The 20,238-nt window shown below is 63.9% G+C and carries 20 protein-coding genes; 13 read left to right on the plus strand and 7 right to left on the minus strand.

What is annotated here, in order from left to right:
• The first annotated feature begins 51 nt into the window (after positions 1-51).
• Positions 52-1,095, plus strand: a complete 1,044-nt coding sequence (locus CSC67_RS05575; RefSeq protein WP_118993526.1) for a TRAP transporter substrate-binding protein — start codon at positions 52-54, stop codon at positions 1,093-1,095.
• A gap of 45 nt (positions 1,096-1,140) precedes the next feature.
• Positions 1,141-2,172, plus strand: a complete 1,032-nt coding sequence (locus tag CSC67_RS05580) for a carbon-nitrogen hydrolase family protein (RefSeq protein ID WP_118993527.1) — start codon at positions 1,141-1,143, stop codon at positions 2,170-2,172.
• Here the strand turns inward: CSC67_RS05580 and CSC67_RS05585 are convergent.
• Genes CSC67_RS05585 through CSC67_RS05595 form a run of 3 tightly spaced genes read right to left on the minus strand, consistent with a single transcriptional unit; the run spans position 2,160 to position 3,026 of the window.
• Positions 2,160-2,480, minus strand: a complete 321-nt coding sequence (locus CSC67_RS05585) for a HigA family addiction module antitoxin (RefSeq protein WP_425337629.1) — start codon at positions 2,478-2,480, stop codon at positions 2,160-2,162. The genes CSC67_RS05580 and CSC67_RS05585 overlap by 13 nt on opposite strands.
• Complete coding sequence (locus tag CSC67_RS05590; RefSeq protein ID WP_118993528.1) at positions 2,446-2,748, minus strand: type II toxin-antitoxin system RelE/ParE family toxin; 303 nt, start codon at positions 2,746-2,748, stop codon at positions 2,446-2,448. Before CSC67_RS05590 ends, CSC67_RS05585 begins: the two co-directional genes overlap by 35 nt.
• Positions 2,748-3,026: a ribbon-helix-helix domain-containing protein gene (locus CSC67_RS05595; RefSeq protein ID WP_118993831.1), complete on the minus strand. Its 279-nt coding sequence runs from the start codon at positions 3,024-3,026 to the stop codon at positions 2,748-2,750. The genes CSC67_RS05590 and CSC67_RS05595 overlap by 1 nt, the downstream gene beginning before the upstream one ends.
• 101 nt (positions 3,027-3,127) lie before the next feature.
• On the opposite strand from CSC67_RS05595, the gene CSC67_RS05600 reads away from it, so the two are divergent.
• Positions 3,128-3,547 (plus strand): hypothetical protein, encoded by a 420-nt coding sequence (locus tag CSC67_RS05600; protein WP_118993529.1) that lies wholly within the window; start codon positions 3,128-3,130, stop codon positions 3,545-3,547.
• A gap of 51 nt (positions 3,548-3,598) precedes the next feature.
• On the opposite strand, the gene CSC67_RS05605 is transcribed toward CSC67_RS05600, so the two are convergent.
• Entirely contained in the window at positions 3,599-4,579 is a 981-nt protein-coding gene (locus CSC67_RS05605; protein WP_118993530.1) for a bile acid:sodium symporter family protein, read from the minus strand.
• 69 nt (positions 4,580-4,648) lie between these two features.
• On the opposite strand from CSC67_RS05605, the gene CSC67_RS05610 reads away from it, so the two are divergent.
• From CSC67_RS05610 to CSC67_RS05655, 10 genes are all read left to right on the plus strand, one after another.
• Positions 4,649-5,593 (plus strand): LysR family transcriptional regulator, encoded by a 945-nt coding sequence (locus CSC67_RS05610; RefSeq protein ID WP_118993531.1) that lies wholly within the window; start codon positions 4,649-4,651, stop codon positions 5,591-5,593.
• A 183-nt stretch (positions 5,594-5,776) separates the two neighbouring features.
• Entirely contained in the window at positions 5,777-7,183 is a 1,407-nt protein-coding gene (locus CSC67_RS05615; protein ID WP_118993532.1) for a heterodisulfide reductase-related iron-sulfur binding cluster, read from the plus strand.
• Positions 7,184-7,206: 23 nt separating this feature from the next.
• Positions 7,207-8,733 carry an FAD-binding oxidoreductase gene (locus CSC67_RS05620; RefSeq protein ID WP_118993533.1) on the plus strand — a complete coding sequence of 509 codons (1,527 nt, stop codon included), beginning with the start codon at positions 7,207-7,209 and terminating at the stop codon, positions 8,731-8,733.
• A 26-nt stretch (positions 8,734-8,759) separates the two neighbouring features.
• Positions 8,760-10,250, plus strand: coding sequence for an aldehyde dehydrogenase family protein (locus CSC67_RS05625; RefSeq protein WP_118993534.1), 1,491 nt, complete (start codon positions 8,760-8,762; stop codon positions 10,248-10,250).
• A 94-nt stretch (positions 10,251-10,344) separates the two neighbouring features.
• Complete coding sequence (locus tag CSC67_RS05630) at positions 10,345-11,946, plus strand: GMC family oxidoreductase (protein ID WP_118993535.1); 1,602 nt, start codon at positions 10,345-10,347, stop codon at positions 11,944-11,946.
• 40 nt (positions 11,947-11,986) lie between these two features.
• Complete coding sequence (locus CSC67_RS05635; protein WP_118993536.1) at positions 11,987-13,177, plus strand: ABC transporter substrate-binding protein; 1,191 nt, start codon at positions 11,987-11,989, stop codon at positions 13,175-13,177.
• A 13-nt stretch (positions 13,178-13,190) separates the two neighbouring features.
• Positions 13,191-14,111, plus strand: coding sequence for a branched-chain amino acid ABC transporter permease (locus CSC67_RS05640; protein WP_118993537.1), 921 nt, complete (start codon positions 13,191-13,193; stop codon positions 14,109-14,111).
• A 3-nt stretch (positions 14,112-14,114) separates the two neighbouring features.
• Positions 14,115-15,101: a branched-chain amino acid ABC transporter permease gene (locus tag CSC67_RS05645; RefSeq protein ID WP_118993538.1), complete on the plus strand. Its 987-nt coding sequence runs from the start codon at positions 14,115-14,117 to the stop codon at positions 15,099-15,101.
• The gene (locus CSC67_RS05650) at positions 15,098-15,901 is read left to right on the plus strand and encodes an ABC transporter ATP-binding protein (RefSeq protein ID WP_118993539.1); all 804 of its coding nucleotides are present in this window, start codon (positions 15,098-15,100) and stop codon (positions 15,899-15,901) included. The genes CSC67_RS05645 and CSC67_RS05650 overlap by 4 nt, the downstream gene beginning before the upstream one ends.
• A complete protein-coding gene (locus tag CSC67_RS05655) occupies positions 15,898-16,608 on the plus strand; it encodes an ABC transporter ATP-binding protein (RefSeq protein WP_118993540.1) in 711 nt (236 codons plus the stop codon). Before CSC67_RS05650 ends, CSC67_RS05655 begins: the two co-directional genes overlap by 4 nt.
• A 21-nt stretch (positions 16,609-16,629) precedes the next feature.
• Here CSC67_RS05655 and CSC67_RS05660 read toward each other — a convergent pair whose 3' ends face one another.
• The 3 genes from CSC67_RS05660 to CSC67_RS05670 all read right to left on the minus strand — a co-directional run bounded on the left by CSC67_RS05660 (position 16,630) and on the right by CSC67_RS05670 (position 20,231).
• Positions 16,630-17,232 (minus strand): hypothetical protein, encoded by a 603-nt coding sequence (locus CSC67_RS05660; RefSeq protein WP_118993541.1) that lies wholly within the window; start codon positions 17,230-17,232, stop codon positions 16,630-16,632.
• Between the two features lie 189 nt (positions 17,233-17,421).
• Positions 17,422-18,816 carry an amidohydrolase family protein gene (locus CSC67_RS05665; protein WP_118993542.1) on the minus strand — a complete coding sequence of 465 codons (1,395 nt, stop codon included), beginning with the start codon at positions 18,814-18,816 and terminating at the stop codon, positions 17,422-17,424.
• A complete protein-coding gene (locus tag CSC67_RS05670) occupies positions 18,813-20,231 on the minus strand; it encodes a nucleobase:cation symporter-2 family protein (protein WP_118993543.1) in 1,419 nt (472 codons plus the stop codon). Before CSC67_RS05670 ends, CSC67_RS05665 begins: the two co-directional genes overlap by 4 nt.
• Between the last annotated feature and the right edge of the window lie 7 nt (positions 20,232-20,238).

Here is a 20,238-nt window from a genome sequence, read left to right on the forward strand (position 1 = left end):
TCGCTCGATGCCGTCGGGTTGTTCACACTAAAAACAGATAGGAAGATTGTTATGTCGAATTTCATTCAAAAGAAGGCGCAGCGGTTCTCGGTTTCCGCTATCGCCGGGGCGTTCAGCCTGGCCGCCGTGTGCGCCCTCGGCCTGGCCGGCAATACCGCCATGGCGAAAGAGTACAAAATGAAGCTGGCCACCGCCACGGTCAACGATGTGCAGACCGAAGCAATCAAGAGGCTGGCCAAGCGCATCGAAGAGCGCAGCGAAGGCCGCATCAAGACCGAACTTTATCCCGCCGCGCAATTGGGCTCGAACACGCGCATGATCGAAGGCCTGCAGTTCGGCACGATCGAGTTCTACACCGGTCCCGCCGCCTACTTGGTGGGCGTCGACTCGCGCTATCAGGCCATGGACGTACCCGGCGTCTTCAAAGACGCCCGCCATGCCCAGCGCACCTTCAGCGACCCCGAGTTCCGCGAGTATTTCATGGCCATGGGCGAAAGCAAGGGCCTGGTCGGGCTGGGAATGTACATCTATGGCAACACGGCCTTCACCACGGCGTTTGAAGGCAAGACGCTGGCCGATTTCCAAGGCAAGAAAGTTCGTGTGCTGGCGTCTCGGATCGAGCGCAAAGGGGCCGAATTGATGGGCGCCACCGCCGTGCCGGTCGACTTCAGCGAAATGGTCACCGCGCTTCAGCAGGGCACCATCGACGGCATCAAGAGCTCGCCGCCGGCTTTCACCTCGCTCAAGCTCTACAACATCGTCAACAACATCACCGCCACCGAAGACGGCGTGATGGGCGAAGTGATGCTGGCCAGTAAAGTGTGGTGGGATACCCTTCCCGACGACCTCAAGGCGATCGTCAAAGAGGAGGCCGTGGCGCTCGAGCCCGAACTGTACGACTTCGTGCTGCAAGACCAGGCCAATGCGTACAAGACCTGGCAAGAGCAGGGCGGAAAGGTGTTTCACCTGCCCGAAGACGAGCGCGCCAAACTGCTCGAGAACATGAAGCAGGCCACGATCGAGCTCATGGCCGAAAACAAGTCTAACGCCGAAGTCATGGACTTGACGCTCAAGGTTGCCGAGCGCGTGAAGTAAGCATACGGCCACATGTGGCCTCTACGTTGTAGAAGGATGGATAGCATGATCAACTTACCCCAGGTGAAAGTGGCGGCGGTGCAGGCGGCCCCCGTGTTTCTCGATACCGAGGCCACCGTCGACAAGGCCTGCGCGCTTATCGCCGAAGCGGCCCGCAACGGCGCGCAACTGGTCGCCTTCCCCGAGGTGTTCGTATCAGGCTATCCATACTGGAGCTGGATCATGTCGCCGGTGCAGGGAAGCCCTTGGTTCGACAAGCTATGCCGCTCCGCCATAGAAATTCCCGGACCGGAAATACAACGCTTGGCTCACTCCGCCAAGCAGCATGGAGTGCACGTGGTCATCGGCGTAAATGAACGCAATCCGGCCGGCATTGCCACGGTGTACAACACCATGGTGTTCATCGGTCCGGACGGAAAGCTGCTGGGGCGCCACCGCAAGCTGGTGCCCACCTGGGCAGAGAAACTCACCTGGACCAATGGCGACGGCTCGTCCTTGCGTGTATACGATACCGCCATAGGGAAGCTGGGCGGCCTGGCTTGCGGAGAAAACACCAATACCCTGGCTCGCTTCAGCCTGCTCGCCCAGGGCGAGCTGTTGCATGTGGCGGCGTACATCTCGCTGCCCGTCGCTCCGCCCGATTACGACATGGCCGAAGCCATCAAGGTGCGGGGCATGGCCCATAGCTTCGAGGGCAAGGTCTTTACCGTCATCTCGTGCTCTACCGTCAGCGAGGAAATCATCCAGGCCATGATCGCCGAAGTGCCTGAATCCGAGGCCATGCTGCGACGCAAGAACAGCGCATTTTCAGGCGTCATCGGGCCCGATGGACGCGTGGTGGGCGAGCCTTTGATAGACGACGAAGGTATCGTTTACGCCGACGCCGACCTTTCCCGGTGCCTCCAGCCTCGCCAGATGCACGACATTATCGGGCACTACAACCGCTTCGATATATTCGACTTGAGGGTCAACCGCCGGCCGCAGCAGGCTGCGCAGTTCATGAACGATGTGCAAGAGCCGGAGCGCCCGAAGGACGAATCGCCGGAAGAGGACCTCCCGACTTCTTATCCCGTATAAGCCGGCTCGCGAAACGGTACGATGGCAGGGCGGGGCTTTTTCTCGGCCTGCCATAAATCGTATTGTGCCTGCATATTGAGCCACATTTCTGCGCTGGTCCCCAGGGCGTCGCGAAGCCTCAAGGCCATGTCCGCCGAGATGCCCGCCGAGCCATTGAGAATGCGTGAAAGCGCAGTGCGTGTCACGGCTAGACGCGCAGCGGCCTCGGTGATGGTCAGTTCACCGAGGTACTCACGCAATACCAGACCAGGATGCGCCGGGTTATGCATGCGTCTAATCAAATGCCGTAGGAATATCTTGTCCGCCATAGAAAACTCCAATGATGGTCACTGTTCGACCAGTAACGGTAAAGGCTATGGCGGTATTCTTTTTGTGGTGTGTAAGGCGTAGGCCTGGACGAATGTCATTTCGCGCTACGCCCCGCCTTGGGAAGGAGGCCAACGCTTCGCAGGTTGAAACGATGGCATCGGTGTAGCGTTGAGCGGCAAGGGGAGCGCCCCTTTGCGCAATATAGCGATATAGCTCCAAAAGTTGCTGCTGAGCTTCGGGTGTGAAGACAACAGTGTATGTGGACATTAGCGCGTTTTGCGGGCTTTTTTATATTCGTTTGCTAGAGCGTTCTTTACTTCTTGCGCGGGAATTGCCCGCGCGGGATCCGCCTTCAGGGCGTCGTATGCTGGAGCGACCTCATTGAGCAACCAAGCGTGCATCGCCTTGTCGCGGGCAAGCAGCGCCCGCAAGCCATCTCGGATGACCTCGCTCTCGCTCGCATATTCGCCTGACGCGACTTTGCCGCGCACCAACTGTGCCATGTCGTTTGGCAACGTAATACTGAATTGTTGCGTGGTGCGCATGACGTTCATCCAGAGAACTGAGTAGGATTCAATCATACTGGGAAGCTCGGACCATGTCTACCGCTCGGCTATCATCACGAAGCGACAGTACGAGAATAGCCATGCCCAAACCGCCACCCATCTTCCAGCGCAAAGCCCCTGCGCGACGCCAGAACTCTCTCATCTGGATCTTCGACCGGTTCGAATTCGATCCGGGCTATCTCCGCTCGCGGATGTTCGGCTGCGAGACGGCGTATATGGATGGCATGCTTTGCCTGGGCGTCGTCGATCGCGGCGGCGAGCCGTGGAACGGGCTGCTGGTCTGCACCTCGCACGAGCGGCAGGCGGGCCTCATCGAAGAAATGCCTGCGCTGAGTCCACACAAGGTCTTGGGAAAATGGCTTTACATCTCGCAGGAAGATCCGGCGTTCGAAGAGACGGCGGAACGGCTGGCCGAGCTGGTGCTTGCCCGCGACCCGCGTGTGGGGGTCGAGCCCAAGGGGCGTAGCGAGAGCCGTTCTTCCCGGCGTCGCGAAGTATAGTTAGCGCGATGCCCCATGAGTATCCCGGCTTAAATTCGCCATCCCGGCCCCCTACACAGACGCACCCTGGGCAGCTTGTTCATGCCGCCGGTTCCAGCTTTGGGCGATGGCGGCGCTGATGATCAATTGCAGCAGGTGGAACAGCATCAGGGGCAGCACCATGATGCCGGCGGTTGCGGCGGGGAACAGCACTTGCGCCATGGGCACCCCGCTGGCCAGGCTTTTCTGGGCGCCGCCGAACAGGGCGGTGATGCGGTCTTCGAGGCTGAAGCCGAACCACAGCGCCAGGCCATAGACGTACAGCATGGACAGCGCCAGGAAGATCAGGCTGATCAGTACTACGCCCGCCATCATGCCGGCCGATACCTGCTGCCAAAGCCCGCCCACCACCGCGGCGCTGAATGCGCTGTAGATGACCAGCAGGATCGATCCCCGGTCCACGAAGGACAGCATCTTGCCGGCTTTGCGAAAGGCGCTGTCGAAGTAGGGCCGCAGAAAATGGCCGGCCAGAAAGGGCAGCATCAGCTGCATGAAGATCTTCACCACCGAGTCCAGCGACGAGGAGGCGCCGGTGGGCACGACCAGGCCGTTGACCAGAAAAGGCGTAATCAGAATGCCCAGCAGGGTCGAGATGGATGCGCTGCAAATGGAGGCGGGCACATTGCCTTTTGCGATGCTGGTCAGGGCTACCGCCGACTGTACGGTGGCGGGCAGCATGCACAAATACAGCACTCCAAGGTATAGCTGGTGATCGATCAGCGGAAGCAAAACGGGGCGCAAGACAAAGCCCATCAGGGGGAAGAAGACGAAGGTGCAGCTGAGAATCAGCGCATGCAGGCGCCAATGCGTGAGCCCGTCGATGATGGCCTGGCGGGGCAGCTTGGCGCCGTGCAAAAAGAAAAGCAGTGCAATGGCCGCCGTGGTGAGGTACTTGAGACCGATCGCGAACGTTCCCATGGCCGGCAGGATGCTGGCCAGGGCGACGGTGCCGATCAGGAGGAAGGTGTAGGTGTCGGGAATGAGGCGTTTCATGGATGTATTGAACGCCAAAGCCGGTAAAAACTGAAATTGATTTATCGCATAGAGCTATAATTTTCTTGCATGAATGTCACGCTCAAGCAACTTCAGGTCTTCCGCGCGGTGGCTGCCGAAAAAAACTTCAGGCGGGCCGGCGAACTGGTGGGCTTGACGCAGCCGGCGGTAAGCCGGGCCATCACCGAGCTGGAAGGGCAGATCAATCTGCGCTTGTTCGACAGAACCACCCGCGAAGTGAGGTTGACGCAGGCGGGCGTGATTCTGGCCCAGCGCTTGCCGCGGTGGATGGACGAGCTGGACAACACCCTGAACGAAATACACAGTTGGGCCAGCGCCCGCACGGGCAAGGTGCGCGTTGCCAGCAGCCCCACGCTATCGGCCGCGCTCGTTCCTCATTGCCTGTCGTACTGTGCACAGCAAGAGCCCGGCCTGCAAGTCATTCTGTTCGACCGCGTCCAGCAAGACGTCTTGAACGGAGTCTTGTCCGGCGAGGTCGACTTCGGCCTCATCGTCGAGCCCGACGCGGCGCGCCTGAGCGAGCTGCATCATGAGACTTTATTGACCGACCCCTTCGTCGTCGTGTGTCCAGAACATCATGCTTTGGCAAGGCAAGCTGAAAAGAGGGGCCTGGACTGGCGCAATCTGGGCGAGCACGATTTGATCTTGCTGGATCAGGCCTCAGGCAGCCGCCGACTCATAGACGAGTTGATCGCAACGCATCAAATCGCCAGCCGGATAGTGCAGGAAGTGGGCCACGTGACGACCGGCTTCGAGATGGTCAGGGCAGGCCTGGGCATCAACATCGTGCCCGGGCTGGCTGTTCCCGAAACGGGGCTGCCCGGCCTGAAGGTAATCTGCCCCCGCCCCCTCAGCCAAAGAAAGATCATGCTTGCGCGCCCAAGAAACAAGACGCTGGCGCCGTTGGCGGAAACGCTCTGGTCCCTGGTGCGGGCCAGCACCGAAGCAACGATGCGCCGGCGCGATGCATCCAAGCTTATCGAAGCCTCATAAACATGTAGACCCGGGAAAGTGATGCCTCTTCCATGCCCCTGCTGCAAGCGGGATGGAAAGCTCCCGATGGCACGCTGGGCAAACTCGCCTGGCACGTTCAGCACTGCGGCCATTCAAGCCGATCCCTAGAATTTGTACACCCGCCTCCACCCATGGCGGGTATACGGATTACAGCGGGTCACCATGCCGAAAACCATTACGATCCATCGCGAGCAAGCCGTCGGGGCCGCCATCGATAAGTGCGTGCACTTCGGCTTTTGCACGGCGGTCTGTCCGACCTATGTGCTGGACGCCGAAGAGAATGATTCCCCCCGGGGCCGCATCGCGCTGGCCAAGGAGATGCTGGCGGCCGGCGGCAAGCCCAAGGCGGCGACGATATTGCACCTGGATCGCTGCCTGTCATGCCTGTCCTGCGAGACGACCTGCGCCGCCAACGTGCCGTATCGCGAGATCATCGACGGCGCGCGTGAATACATAGAAGCCAGCGGCGCCAGGCCCTGGACGCAGCAGGCGTTTCGCACGATGCTGGCCAAGACGCTGACGACGCCGCGCCTGCTGAGCATGGCCAACGGCCTGGCGCGGCTGATGCCGAAGTCGATGGCAAACCTGCCCGGGCCCATCGGCGCCCTGGCGGCTTTATCCAGGGCGCCGGCGGTTGCCGCACTGCGTGCGCGGGAAGGGCGGGAGAGCGCCGCGCCGCTGGCTGCTGAAGTCGGCGGCTCGAGAATCGGCGCGTCCAAGGCCGGCAAAGCGCATTCGATCAGACGGGTCGGGTTGCTGAACGGCTGCGTGCAGTCGGTGCTGGGCGGAGAAATCAACGCGGCGGCCCTGCGGCTGCTGGGCCGGGCCGGGATAGCCGTCGTCGAACTGGACAAGGGCCAGTGCTGCGGCGCGCTGGAGCTGCACATGGGCAAGCGCCGGTCCGGCGCGAAGAAAAGCGCCGATCTGGTACGCGAGGTGTCGCGATTGCTGTCCACGGGGGAGATCGAGGCCATCGTGACGACCACCTCTGGATGCAACTCGGTGATTCAGCATTTCGACGAGGTACTGGCGGACAACCCCGAGCTGGGCGCCGAGGCGGCGAAGGTGAAGGCCGCCACGCATGACATCGCCGTGTTCGCGCTGGAACTCGACTTGCCCGCGACCGGCGCGGCGGACGGCGCGCGCGTGTCCTACCACGATGCCTGTTCGATGACGCACGGCCTGAAGCTGACGCGCCAGCCCCGGCAGTTGCTCAAGCAGCTGAATTTCGATCAGCGCAACATCGCCGAGGCCCATTTGTGCTGCGGCTCGGCCGGTGTCTACAACATTCTCCAGCCCGACATCTCGGCGCGCCTGGGCAAGCGCAAGGCCGACAACGCCTCGGTGGTCGATCCCGACGTCATCGCCGCCGGCAATCTGGGCTGCCTGGTGCAGATTTCCCGTTTCACGCCGATTCCGGTTGCGCATACGGTGCAGCTGCTGGACTGGGCCACGGGCGGGCCGCCGCCGCGCGGGCTGGAGGGTTTCCGGCCGCGCCCGCTGCCGGAACCCGAACCCGTGTTCGAGGCCGAAGCGCCCGCGCAGGAATCGGAAGAAGCTTTTTGGTGAGTTTCCATATTTAGGAAGAAGCAATGTCTGTTCATGAATCCATCGAAGCCTTTGCGCGCGCAGTCGCCGATGAACTGGGCCCCGAGGCCGTTTCGCTGAGCCACGAAGTCATCGACCGCTACGGCGAGCACACCTTGCCGGCGCCCGACACCAAGCCCGGCGCGGTCGTGTATCCGGACTCGACGCGGGCGGTGCAGACGCTGGTGCGTCTGGCCAACCGTTTCAGGGTGCCGCTGTTTCCCATCAGCAACGGACAGAACATCGGCCTGGGCACGCGCTCGCCGGTGCGGGCCGGCCAGGTCGTCGTCGATCTGGGCCGGCGCATGAACAAGATTCTGGAAGTCAACGAGAAGCTGGGTTATTGCGTGATCGAGCCCGGGGTCAGCTTTCAGGCTCTGTACGACGAGCTGCGCAACCGCGACAGCAAGCTGATGATGTCGCCGACCGCCGGCCCGGTCCAGGGCAGCGTGCTGGCCAACGCCCTGGACAAGGGCGGCGGCTGCGGCGCCTATGCCGACCATTTCGGCATGAGCTGCGGGCTGGAGATCGTGCTGGGCAACGGCGAGGTCATCCGGACGGGCGACGGCGCCCTGGCGGGAGACCAGCATCCCAACTGGCACGTGTCCAAGTACAGCTTCGGTCCCTTCCTGGACGGCCTGTTCTCGCAGTCCAACTTCGGCATCGTGACGCGCATGGGCGTGTGGCTGATGCCCAGGCCGCCGCACATCGAACCTTTCTTCTTCACCTTCGAGGAAGACGACAGCCTGGGCGAGATCATCGACCTGATCCGTCCGCTCAAGCAGTCCAATTTCGTGCCGACCTTGATACGTGCCAACAACGAGCTGTACTTGCTTTCCTCCGGCGAGACCAATCCGGAGTATGCCGCCAGCGCGGGCAAGCGGACCCTGTCCGACGAAGGCCGGCGCGCCTTGCGCAAGAAGCACGGCATAGGCGCGTGGACGGTGTCGGGCGCGTTCTATGGCGCGAGCCAGGCGGCGCTGGCGCCCAACATCGAGCGCTTGCGGCGCCATTTCACGGCATCCGGAGCGGGCCGGTGGATTCCGCTGGACGAGGCCGAGCAGATCGGTCCCTTGCACATCGCCATCAGCTCGAATACGGGCGTGCCGACGAACAACGAGCTGAAGATGCTGAGCTGGCGGCCCGGCGGCGGCATCATCTGGCTGTCCACCGGCTTGCCCATGCTCGGCGACATGGCGGCACAGTTCCAGCGCGAGGCCCGCCGCATCTGCGAGTCCAACGGCCTGGAATACATGCTGTCCAACGTATGCGGCCCGCGCTTCGCCCGAGGCATCCACTCGCTGATCTACAACCGCGAGGACGCGGACGAGGCGCGGCGGGCCGACGCTTGCTACCGCCAGCTGGCGGAGTTCTACGCCTCGCATGGCGTCTTCGTCGGGCGCGCGCCGACGCTGTACCAGGGCTTCCACCACGACCAGCGCATGAGCGAGCTGAACGATGCGTGCCATGCCATCAAGCAGGCGCTGGACCCCAACGGGGTGATCGCACCGGGCAAGTACGGCATAGCTTGATCGGATAAGAAGGCAAGAGGAAGGCGATGGCACTGGAACAACATGAGATCGATGCGTTGCGCGAGGCGCCTGTCGCGCGCGGACGCAACTTCATCTCCGGCGATTGGCGCGACAGCCAGGGCGGGGGCGAGATCGAAGTGGTCAGCCCCGGCACGGGACGCGCATTCACGACGATAGTCGACAGTTCGGAAGCGGACGCGCGGGAGGCCATACGCGCCGCGCGCGCCAGCTTCGATGGCGGCGCCTGGTCGCGCACGGCGCCGGCCCAGCGCAAAGCGGTGCTGTTCCGGCTGGCCGCGCTGATAGAGCGCCATGCACTGGAACTGGCGGTGCTGGGCGTACGCGACAACGGTACCGAGATCAGCATGGCCTACGGCGCCGAGCCGGGCAGCGCGGCGGCGACCTTCCGTTTCTACGCCGAGGCGCTGGACAAGATTCATGGCGACATCACGCCCACGCCCTCGGCCATACTCAGCCTGATCCATCGCGAGCCGGTGGGCGTCGTCGGGGCCATCGTGCCGTGGAATTTTCCGCTGATGATAGGCGCCTGGAAAGTGGCGCCGGCGCTGGCGGCGGGCAACTCCGTCGTACTCAAGCCGTCGGAGCATGCGTCGCTGACGCTGCTGCGGCTGGCCGAGCTGGCCGTGCAGGCCGGCGTGCCGCCGGGCGTGCTGAACGTCGTGACGGGGCAGGGGGCGACGGCGGGGCGCGCCATCGGCCTGAGCCATGACGTGGACGTGCTGACTTTCACCGGCTCCGGCGCGGTGGGCCGGCATTTGCTGCGCTATGCCGCCGATTCCAATTTCAAACAGGTGCACCTAGAGCTGGGCGGCAAGTCGCCCAATGTGGTGTTCGAGGACTGCGGCGACCTGGCCGACGTGGCGCGCCAGTCCGCACGCGGCATCTTCGCGAACTCGGGCCAGGTCTGCGTGGCGGGCAGCCGGCTGCTGGTGCAGGAGCGCATTTACGACGAGTTCGTGGCCGAGATGGCTGCGCAGGCCCGGGCCACGGTGGTGGGCGATCCGCTCAGCCTGTCCAGCCAGGTCGGCGCGATCGGCACCGCCTTGCAGCTGGAGAAAAACCAGGACTTCGTCGAACGCGCGGTAGCGGCGGGCGATCGTGTCGCCGCGGGCGGCAGCCGGATGGCGCGCGAGGGTTTCTTCTTCGAGCCGACGGTCATCGAGGCGGCATCGCGGGACAGCCCCTTGGTGCGCGAAGAGGTGTTCGGCCCGGTGCTGGCGGTGCAGCGTTTCCGCGACGAGGACGAGGCCGTGCGCCTGGCCAATGACAGCGTCTATGGGCTGGCCTCGGGCGTCTGGACGCAGAACATCGGCAGGGCGCATCGCATGGTCAGGCGCCTGCAGGCCGGCGTGGTGCATGTCAATTGCTACGGCGGCGCCGACATCACCGCGCCGCTGGTGGGACAGAAGCAGTCGGGCAACGGCTTCGACCGTTCGCTGGCCGCGCTCGAAAAGTACCAGAAGCGCAAGACGGCCTGGATACGCATAGAACCGTGACGAAAACAGGCAAACCATGGCTGGCGGACCCGTGCGCAATCATCAGGCGCTGAACGCGGGCCGGCCGGCAAGAAACAGTGTGGAATAACAAAAAATGGCTCAGGATCGCTTCGATTTCATCGTCGTGGGGGCAGGTTCCGCGGGTGCGGCGCTCGCGGCACGGCTAAGCGAGAATCCCAAGGTTTCGGTGCTGCTGCTGGAAGCGGGGCGGGCCGCCAGATCCCATTGGGTGGACTGGCCCATAGGCGTTTTCAAGACAGTGGGCAACCCGCGCTACGACTGGTGTTTCCAGACCGAGCCCGAGCCGCAGCTGGCCGGCCGCCGCATTCCCTGGCCGCGCGGCAAGGGGTTGGGCGGCTCCAGCCTGATCAACGGCATGCTGTACTTGCGGGGCCACCGCAATGACTACGACCAATGGCAAGCGCAAGGCAATCCCGGCTGGGGCTGGCGCGACGTGCTGCCGTCCTTCGAGCGGGCCTACGGCACAGGCAAGGGGGCCGTGCTCATTTCCGAGCTGCCCCGCGACGGGCTTTCCGAGGCTTTCATCGAGGCCGCCGGACGGCATGGCATACGCCGCACTGAAGATTTCAATACCGGCGACAATTCGGGCGCGGGCTATCTGAGGATCAATACCAATCGCGGGCGGCGCGACAGCACGGCGCGCGCCTATCTGGACCCGGCCCGGCGGCGGCCGAACCTGACGATACATACCGATTGCCACGTTGCCAAGGTGCTGTTTGAGGGTAAGCGCGCGGTAGGGGTTGCGTACAGCCAGCGCGGCGCGAAGCGGAAGGCCTGGGCCGGTAGGGAAGTCATACTCAGCGCGGGCGCCATCCAGTCGCCGCAGATTCTGCAGCTGTCCGGTGTCGGGCCGGCGGCGCTGCTGCAAGAGCACGCCATACCGCTCGTGCACGACTTGCCCGGCGTCGGCGAGAATCTGCAGGACCATCTGAACATCCGCCTGATGTTCCGCTGCGACGGCGTGGAAACGCTGAACGGCATCGCCCATTCGAAGCTCAAGCAGTTGCGCGAAGGCTTGCGCTACGTGTTCAAGCGCGAAGGGGCGATCGCGTCGGGCATCTTCCGCGCCGGCGCGTTCTTCTCCAGCTCGGCTGCGCCGCAGGACTGGCCGGACGCCCAGATCCATCTGGCCCTGACGAGCTTCGACCGTCCCGACCAAGGCCCCCACCGCTTTCCCGGCATCACGCTGGCCGTGTGCCTGCTGCGCCCTGCCAGTACCGGCCGCATCGCCATCCGCAGCGCCGACCCGGCAGCGGCACCCAGGATAGAGGCCGGCTACCTGTCGGCCGAGCAAGACCGCCGGCTGGCGCTGGAACTGGTGAAGCGGGTGCGCGAGATCGCGCAGACCGAACCGCTGAGCCGCTACATCAGCGCGGCTTACGAGCCCGCCGCCTCGGCGACCTCCGACGAGCAGCTCGAGGACTGGATACGGCAGAAGTCCGTGAGCATCTACCATCCGGTCGGCACCTGCGCGATGGGCCCGGCGGAGAAGGCCGCCGCCGCCGTCGACGCGCGCTTGCGCGTGCACGGCCTGAACGCCTTGCGCGTCGCCGACGCGTCCATCATGCCCACCATCGTGTCGGGCAATACGAATGCGCCCAGCATCATGATAGGCGAGCATGCCGCCCGGATGATCATGGCGGACCATGGCCTGTCGCCAGGGCCCGCCCAGTGAGTGTTACGCCTTGCAGTCAAACATACCAGGAGACTCAATCATGACGATGTTCGGAACCTCCCGTGCCGCGTTCGGCACGGCGGCATTGATCGCGGCGCTGGGCGTGTCCCAGCCCGCTTGGGCGGATACCGTAAAAATCGGTTTCCTGAGCACGCTGTCCGGGCCCGCGTCGGCGCTGGGCATGGACATCCGGGACGGCTTCAATCTCGCCCTGAAGCACAATGAGGGCCGTCTGGGCGGCCTGGACGCCAAGGTCATCGTCATGGACGACCAGCAAAGCCCGGATGCGGCCAAGCAGACCACCGACCGGCTGATCAAGCGCGAAAAAGTGGACTTCATGACCGGCATCGTCTTCTCCAACGTGATGCTGGCCGTGGCGCCGCCCATTTTCGCGAGCAAGACCTATTACATCAGCTCCAATGCCGGGCCTTCTCAGCTTGCCGGCAAGCAATGCAATCCGTACTTCTTCAGCGCCTCGTACCAGAACGACAATATGCACGAGGCCGTGGGCCAGGTCGTGCAGGACCGCGGCTTCAAGAAGGTGGCGCTGCTGGCGCCCAACTATCCGGGCGGGCGCGATGCCATCGACGGTTTCAAGCGCTACTACAAAGGCGACGTCGCGGCGGAGATCCTGACGCCCTTGCAGCAGCTGGATTACGGCACCGAGCTGTCGCAGATACGCGCCTCGGGCGCGGACGCGCTGTTCTTCTTCCTGCCCGGCGGCCTGGGCATCAACTTCATCAAGCAGTTCACCAGCGCGGGCCTGGGCGACAAGATCGCGCTGTTCGGGCCGGGCTTCTCGGCCGACGAGGACGTGCTGTCCGCCGTGGGCGACGCGGCCGTGGGCATGTTCAATGCCGACCTGTGGGCCCATGACCTGCCCAACGATGCCAACAGGCGTTTCGTGGCCGACTTCCGGAAAGAGTACGGGCGCATGCCTTCCTCGTATGCCGCGCGCGGCTATGACACGGCGCAGCTGATCGGCGCCGCCATCGAGCAGGTAAACGGCAATCTCAAGGACAAGGAAGCGCTGGGCAAGGCCTTGAAGCAGGCCGACTTCACCTCGGTGCGCGGCCCGTTCTCGTTCAACACCAATCACTTTCCGATCCAGAACTACTACTTGCGCCAGGTCATCAAGGACGACCAGGGGCATGTGACCAACAAGCTGATCGGCACGGTGATGGAAAAGCATGGCGACGCCTACGCGCAAGAGTGCGGCATGGGCGGCTGAACAGGCCTCGGATATGGATTCGATACTGATACTCGAACAACTGCTGAACGGCCTGCAATTCGGCCTGATGCTGTTCCTGTTGGCCGCCGGCCTGACGCTGGTGTTCGGCATCATGGACATGGTCAACCTGGCGCACGGCTCGCTGTACATGATAGGCGCCTACCTGATTGCCACGATCGCGGCCGCCAGCGGATCGTTCTGGCTGGGGCTGGGCGCGGGCATCACCGCCACCTGCGTCATCGGGATGCTGCTGGAAAGAACCATACTCCAGCGCTTTTATCACCGCGACCATCTGGCTCAGGTGATGGGCACTTTCGCCATTCTGCTGATGGCCAACGAGGCGGTGCGCATGATCTGGGGCACCCAGCCCATGCAGCTCAATGCGCCCGCCGCGCTGGCCGGCCCGGTGACGCTGCTGCCGGGCCTGTCCTATTCCGCCTACCGCCTGTTCATCATACTGGTGGGGCTGCTGGTGGCGGGCCTGATGTATTTGCTGATCACGCGTACCCGCCTCGGCATGCAGGTCAGGGCGGGCGCGTCCAACCGCGAGATGGCCCTGGCCATGGGCACGAACGTGCGCTGGCTGTTCACCGCCTTGTTCGTCTTCGGCGCCGGCCTGTGCGCACTGGCCGGCGGCATGCTGGGGCCCATTCTGGCGGTGCAGGTCGGCATGGGCGAAAGCATTCTGATCCCGGCTTTCGTGGTCATCGTCATAGGCGGCATCGGCTCCATCCGGGGCGCGTTGCTGGGGGCGTTGCTGATAGGCCTGGTGGACACGGCCGGCCGAACGCTGATTCCACTGTTCTTCGCCCGCATCATGGCGCCGGACCTGGCCGCCAACGCCGGCCCGGCGGTCGCGTCCATCCTCGTCTATGTCCTGATGGCGGCTGTCCTGTTCTTCAAGCCGGACGGCTTGTTTCCGGCGAGGGGGTAGGCGATGGCCGAGCACAAGAGCATTCTGGACCATCGCCTGCACGCGGCGGTCGCCGTGCCGCTACTGCTGATGGCAGCGGCCTTGCCCTGGCTGCTGGAAGCGCTGGAAATGGACTTCTTTACTGCGGTGGCCAGCCGCATCCTGATCTTCGCGCTGGCCGCCACCAGCCTGAATCTGATCCTGGGATTCGGCGGCATGGTCAGTTTCGGCCACGCGGCGTTCGTGGGCATAGGCGCTTATACGGTGGGCATTCTGATGCAGTACGACCTCGCCTCGGCCTGGGTCGGCTGGCCCCTGGCGGTGGCGCTGGGAGGCCTGTTCGCGTTGGCGATAGGCGCCATCAGCCTGCGCACCAAGGGGGTGTATTTCATCATGATCACGCTGGCGTTCGCGCAGATGCTGTTCTACCTGATGGTGTCCCTGAAGGCCTACGGCGGCGAGGACGGCATGTCGCTGATGCAGCGTTCGGAACTGGGCCTGGGGCTGGATCTGGCGTCGGACACACAGTTCTATTATGTCGTGCTGGCCCTGTTCGTGCTGGCGTTCATCCTCATCCAGCGCCTGCTGAATGCCCGTTTCGGGCACGTGCTGATGGGCATACGCGAGAACGAGACGCGCATGCAAGCGCTGGGATTCCCGGTGTACCGCTACAAGCTGACGGCGTTTACGCTGGCCGGCGCGATGGCGGCGCTGGCCGGCGCGCTGCTGGCCAACCAGTCCAACTACGTCAGCCCGGCCGCCATGCAGTGGAGCCAGTCCGGCATGCTGCTGATCATGGTGATCCTGGGCGGCGTGGGCTATCTGTACGGCGGGCTGCTCGGCGCCGCGGCGCTGCTGCTGGTCGAGGAGACCCTGTTGGGCTATACCGTGCACTGGCAGTTCTATCTGGGCGCCTTGCTGCTGCTGGTCGTGCTCGTGGCGCCCAACGGCTTGCTCAGCCTGCCGCGGCGCTTGGGCCGGTGGCGGCGCACACAGGAGGCGAAAGCATGACGGCGGCCAAGGCGATACTGGACGTGCGCGACCTGGTCAAGCGCTTCGGCGGGCTGGTGGCCACCGACCACGCCAATCTGCAGGTGCGGGAAGGCGAGCTGCATGCCTTGATCGGCCCCAACGGCGCGGGCAAGACGACCCTGATCCACCAGTTGTCGGGCGCCTTGGCGCCCACCGGCGGCCGCATAGTCTTCGACGGCGCCGACGCGACCGATTGGCCCATGCATAGGCGCGTGCACGCCGGCCTGGTGCGTTCTTACCAGATCACATCGATATTCAAGCGCCTGTCGGTGCTGGACAACCTGGCGCTGGCCATCCAGTCCCGCTCGGGCGGCAACATGCGCTTCTGGCGTCCGGCCCGCGCGGAGCGCGAGCGCTACGAAGCCGCGGCCGAGGTGGCGCGGCGGGTGGGCCTGGCCCAACGCCAGGACAGGCTGGCGGGCAATCTTTCCCACGGCGAGCAGCGCCAGCTCGAAGTGGGCATGGTGCTGGCCCTGCGGCCGCGCCTGATGCTGCTTGACGAACCCATGGCCGGCATGGGGCCGGACGAATCCGGGCGCATGGTCGAGTTGCTGCTGTCGCTCAAGGGAGAGATCACGATGCTGCTCGTCGAGCACGATATGGACGCCGTATTCCGCCTCGCCGATCGCGTTTCCACGCTGGTGTTCGGCAAGATCATCGCCACGGGCTCGCCCGAGGACATCCGCAGCAATCCGGACGTGCGGCGCGCCTATCTGGGGGATGACGAAGCCGGGCAGTTCAAGGACCTGGGCGTCCCAGCCGCGCGGAAGGCTGTATGAGCGCATTGCTGGAAGTGGAAGGGATCGAGACGGCCTACGGCAGCAGCCAGATCCTGTTCGGCATGGATCTGGCGATAGACGCGGGCGAGGCGGCGACCCTGCTGGGACGCAACGGCATGGGCAAGACCACGACCGTGCGCTCCATTCTGGGCCTGACGCGGGCGTGCCGAGGCAGCATCCGCTTTCGCGGCGAGCGGATAGAGGCCTTGGCGCCCGACCGCATCGCGCGCATGGGGATGGCGCTCGTGCCGGAAGGCCGGCAGATCTTTCCCAACCTCAGCGTGCGCGAGAACCTGCTGGCCTTTGCGGCCAACCGCTGCCAGCAGCGCGACGCCTGGACGCTGGAGCGCGTCTATCATCTGTTTCCGCGCCTGCAAGAGCGCCAGGGCAATATGGGCAGCCAGCTGTCCGGCGGCGAGCAGCAGATGCTGGCGATAGGGCGGGCCTTGATGACCAACCCGTACCTGCTGATTCTGGATGAAGCGACGGAAGGCCTGGCGCCCCTGATCCGGGAGGAAATCTGGCAGTGCCTGTCCAGCTTACGCGAACAGGGCCAGACCATACTGGTCATCGACAAATACGTCCAGCGGCTGCTGGCCCTGGCCGACCGGCACACCATCGTTGAGCGCGGCCGCGTGGTCTGGCGCGGCAGCTCGCGGGAGCTGGCCGGGCAGCCTGAGCTATGGCAGCGCTACATCGGCGTCTAGCGCCGCTCGAGCAGCGTCTTCTTAGTGCAAAAACTCAAAAAGGCTGATGATCCATACGATCTGCACGAGCAGGGCCAGGTACACCAGGGCGGCCTGGTATTTTTCCGAGCGGACGAACAGCGCGGCGGCGGTGCCGGCGATGAACAGGCCCTGGCGCAGGGGATAGTCCCAGTCGTAAAGTTCGTGGTAGTAGGCCTTGCCCTTCAGCAGGGTATCGACCACGTCCAGCACGAACAGGATCAGCAGGGCGCTGTAGAACCATTTGCGTCGCGCCTGGAAGTAGCCCCGGAAGCCGTTGTACTCGTCGATATGGTCGGGAAACAGCATGGCGGCCAGCACCGCGAATGTGCCGGCGTAGATGATCAGGAAGAAATACGCGGCGAACGACCACGTCTGGATCTTCACGAGCGAAAACTCGAACCACCAGAAGTGGATAATGAACAGCAGTACGAAGACCACCCAGGCCAGATGCACCGAATAAGCGCGCTCGCGCCCCGGGTGCTGCACGAAGCGCGTCATGCCCGTTACCAGTCGCGAGACGCTGATACCCAGGATCATGCCGATGATGATGCGAACGTGGACGAAGGTTTCGTGGGCGTCGGCGATGCTGGCGGCTTCGGTCATGCGCAGGCGGTGTCCTCGGTGCAACCATTGAAAGGGCAGTGGCGGCCGCTGGAGCGCGCCGGTTGGCCCATTTTATGGCAATACGGGACGTTGCCAAGCCTACATCTCTGTCTGGCCTTATCGTGCGAGAGCGTCACGAAGCCGATCGATGCCCAGCGGCAAGGGGATAAGTGGCGCTGATGCCCTCCGCTATTGCGGCAACGCGGCCTGCCCGCGGCGGGTTGGAATGTTCAAGCGCTTGATCACCGCATTGCAATGCTCGTGCGCCTTGCGGACGATTTCTTCGTGGTCGACCAATGTGGCGCGGCCGTTCTCGTAGACGACGCGGCCGTCGACCATGGTCAGGGTGACGTCGCGGCCCGAGGCGCAATACACCAGGTTGGCCACCGGGTTGAAACAGGGCGCCATGTGGGCGCCGCGCAGCGACACGACGGCGATGTCGGCCAGCTTTCCGGCCTCCAGGCAGCCGGCGTCGATGCCGGCCAGCTGGGCGCCGCCCCGGGTCGCCAGTTCAAAGGCTTCTTCGGCGAACGTGGCTTCGGGATCCAGCGTATGCAGGCGCTGCACATAAACCATCTGGCGCATGATCTGGAACATATCCATGAGGTGTCCGGCGGCTCCGTCGGCGCCCATGCCGATCGTGGCCCCGGCCTTGCGGGCGTCGCGCAGGCGCATGGCGCCGGAGGCTAGGTATTCGTTGGACATCGGGTTGTGCGCGATGCCGCACTGCCTGCCCCCGATGCGCTCGATCTCGGCGTCGTCGAGCCAGATGGCGTGTGCGAACGAAGCATGGGGGCTCAGCAGCCTTTCCTTTTCCATCCAGATGAAGGGCCGCAGGCCATAGGCTTGCAGATAGATTTCAGGGTCGACTAGGGCTTCCGAGCAATGTGTCTGCCAGCGCACGTTGAATTCGTCCGCCAGTTCGACCAGGCCGCGCACCAGGTCCTGGTCGTTGTAGATGACATTGATGGGAGAGGGCCAGATCTGGACGCGGTCGCTGCGCCACTCGGTCAGGCATTCGCGCATGCTGTCTATTTCATGACGGGTGGAGTTCTGGAACAGCAGGGGGCTTAGTTGGTTGTCGCGGGCGATGTCGGTGAAGGGCCCGAAGACGCCGAGAGCGATGGCGCCGCGCAGGCCCATGTCATGCAGCGCCGCGGCAACCTGCAATGTCGTTGCAGCGTCGTTGGGCGCGTAATGATTGTCGATGATGGTGGTGGTGCCTGACGACAGCGCCTCGAGCGCCCCGACCCGCACCGCCGCCACCGCTTCTTCGGGGCGGATGCCCGCCGCCAGGGGCAGCATGAATTCGCTCAGCCATTGCCACAGGGCCATGCCGTCCCCCAGGCCGCGCCCAGCCACCTGGAACAGATGGTTGTGGCTGTCGACCAGCCCGGGAATCACGACTTGCCCGGAGCAGTCTATCGTTCTGTCGGCCTGCCAGCCGCTCAACTCGGCCTGTGTGCCGACCGCGGCGATGCGGTTGCCCCGCACGGCCACCGCCCCGTGCTCGATGACGCGGCGCGCGTCGTCCATGGTGACCACCACGCCGCCCCGCAGCAGCACATCGCAGTGTTGTGTCATGGCTTGGGTCCTGTCATGTGAGCCAGCGGCTCGCCCGATGCGACCGCCGGAGGTTCCGCGTCATCTGAAGCGTCCAGGTTGTCCAGCAGCTCGATCGAGCCCTTGTCCATGCCGTTGAAGAACAGATTCAAGACCATGGCGGAAATGGCCGACAACAGTACGCCGCTGTTCAGCAAGGGAGCCAGGAATTCGGGCGCGGCGCTGAAGAATTTGGGCGACACCATGGGGATCAGGCCCACGCCCATGCTGATGGCGAAGATGAACAGATTGTGCCGGTTGTTCTTGAAGTCGACCGATTGCAATATGCATACGCCCGAGGCGGCCACCATGCCGAACATGATCAGCGCGGCTCCGCCCAGCACATATTGCGGAATCACGGCGACCACATGCGCCATTTTGGGGAACAGCGCCAGGGCCACCAGTATCACAGAGGCAGCGATACAGACCCAGCGGCTGCGCACCCCGGTAATGCCCACCAGGCCGATGTTCTGCGCGTAAGAGGTATAGGGGAAAGTATTGAAGACGCCGCCGACGATGGCGCCCACGGCGTCGGTGCGCAACCCCCGCTTGAAATCGTCCGTGCTCAGGCGGCGGTTCAGGATGATGGCCAGCGAAAAGAACAGGCCGATGGACTCGATCATGGTGATGATCACGACCAAAGTCATGGTCAGGGCCGTGCTCCAGCTGAATACCGGGTAGCCGAAGTGGAAGGGCTTGACCATGCGTACCCAGGGCTCTTCCGCCACCCCGGTGAAGCTGACCTCGCCCAGCGCGATGGTAAGCAGCAGGCCCGCGGCCAGGCCGATAAGAATCGACAAGCTGCTTAGAAAGCCCCGGCCCCAGCGAGCCACGAGCAGCGTCACCACCACCACCAGGCCCGCCGAGCCCAGGTACAGCGGAGCGCCGAAGTCTTCCACCCCATAGCCGCCGCCCGCCCAGATGATGGCGACGCTGAACAGCCCGGTGCCGAGCGACGTCAGCGTCGTGCCGGTGACCAGGGGGGGAAACAACCATAACAATTTAATGACGAGCGGCACGATCAGCACCCCGATCACCCCGGCGCTGATGATGGCCCCGTACAGGCCGGGCAGGCCCATGTCCGGCATGAGCCCGATGGCGATCATCGGCGCGATGCCGGCATAAGAGATGCCCATCATGACGGGCAGGCGGATGCCCATCCACTTCCCGATCCCGAAAGCCTGCAGGAATGAAACAATGCCGCAGCAGAGCAGGTCGGCGCTGATCAGAAGGGCGATCTGTTCGGTCGACAGATTGAGCGCGCCCCCGACAATGAGGGGGACCGTGACAGCGCCGGCATACATCACCAGCACATGCTGCAGCCCCAGGGTGAACATTTTCCCCATGGGAAGGATCGTGTCGACCCCGTTGTTTACGTTGCGATGATTCACGTTCATGTCTCCA

The sequence above is a fragment of the Pusillimonas caeni genome (genome assembly GCF_003545815.1).
GTDB lineage: Bacteria > Pseudomonadota > Gammaproteobacteria > Burkholderiales > Burkholderiaceae_B > Pusillimonas > Pusillimonas caeni.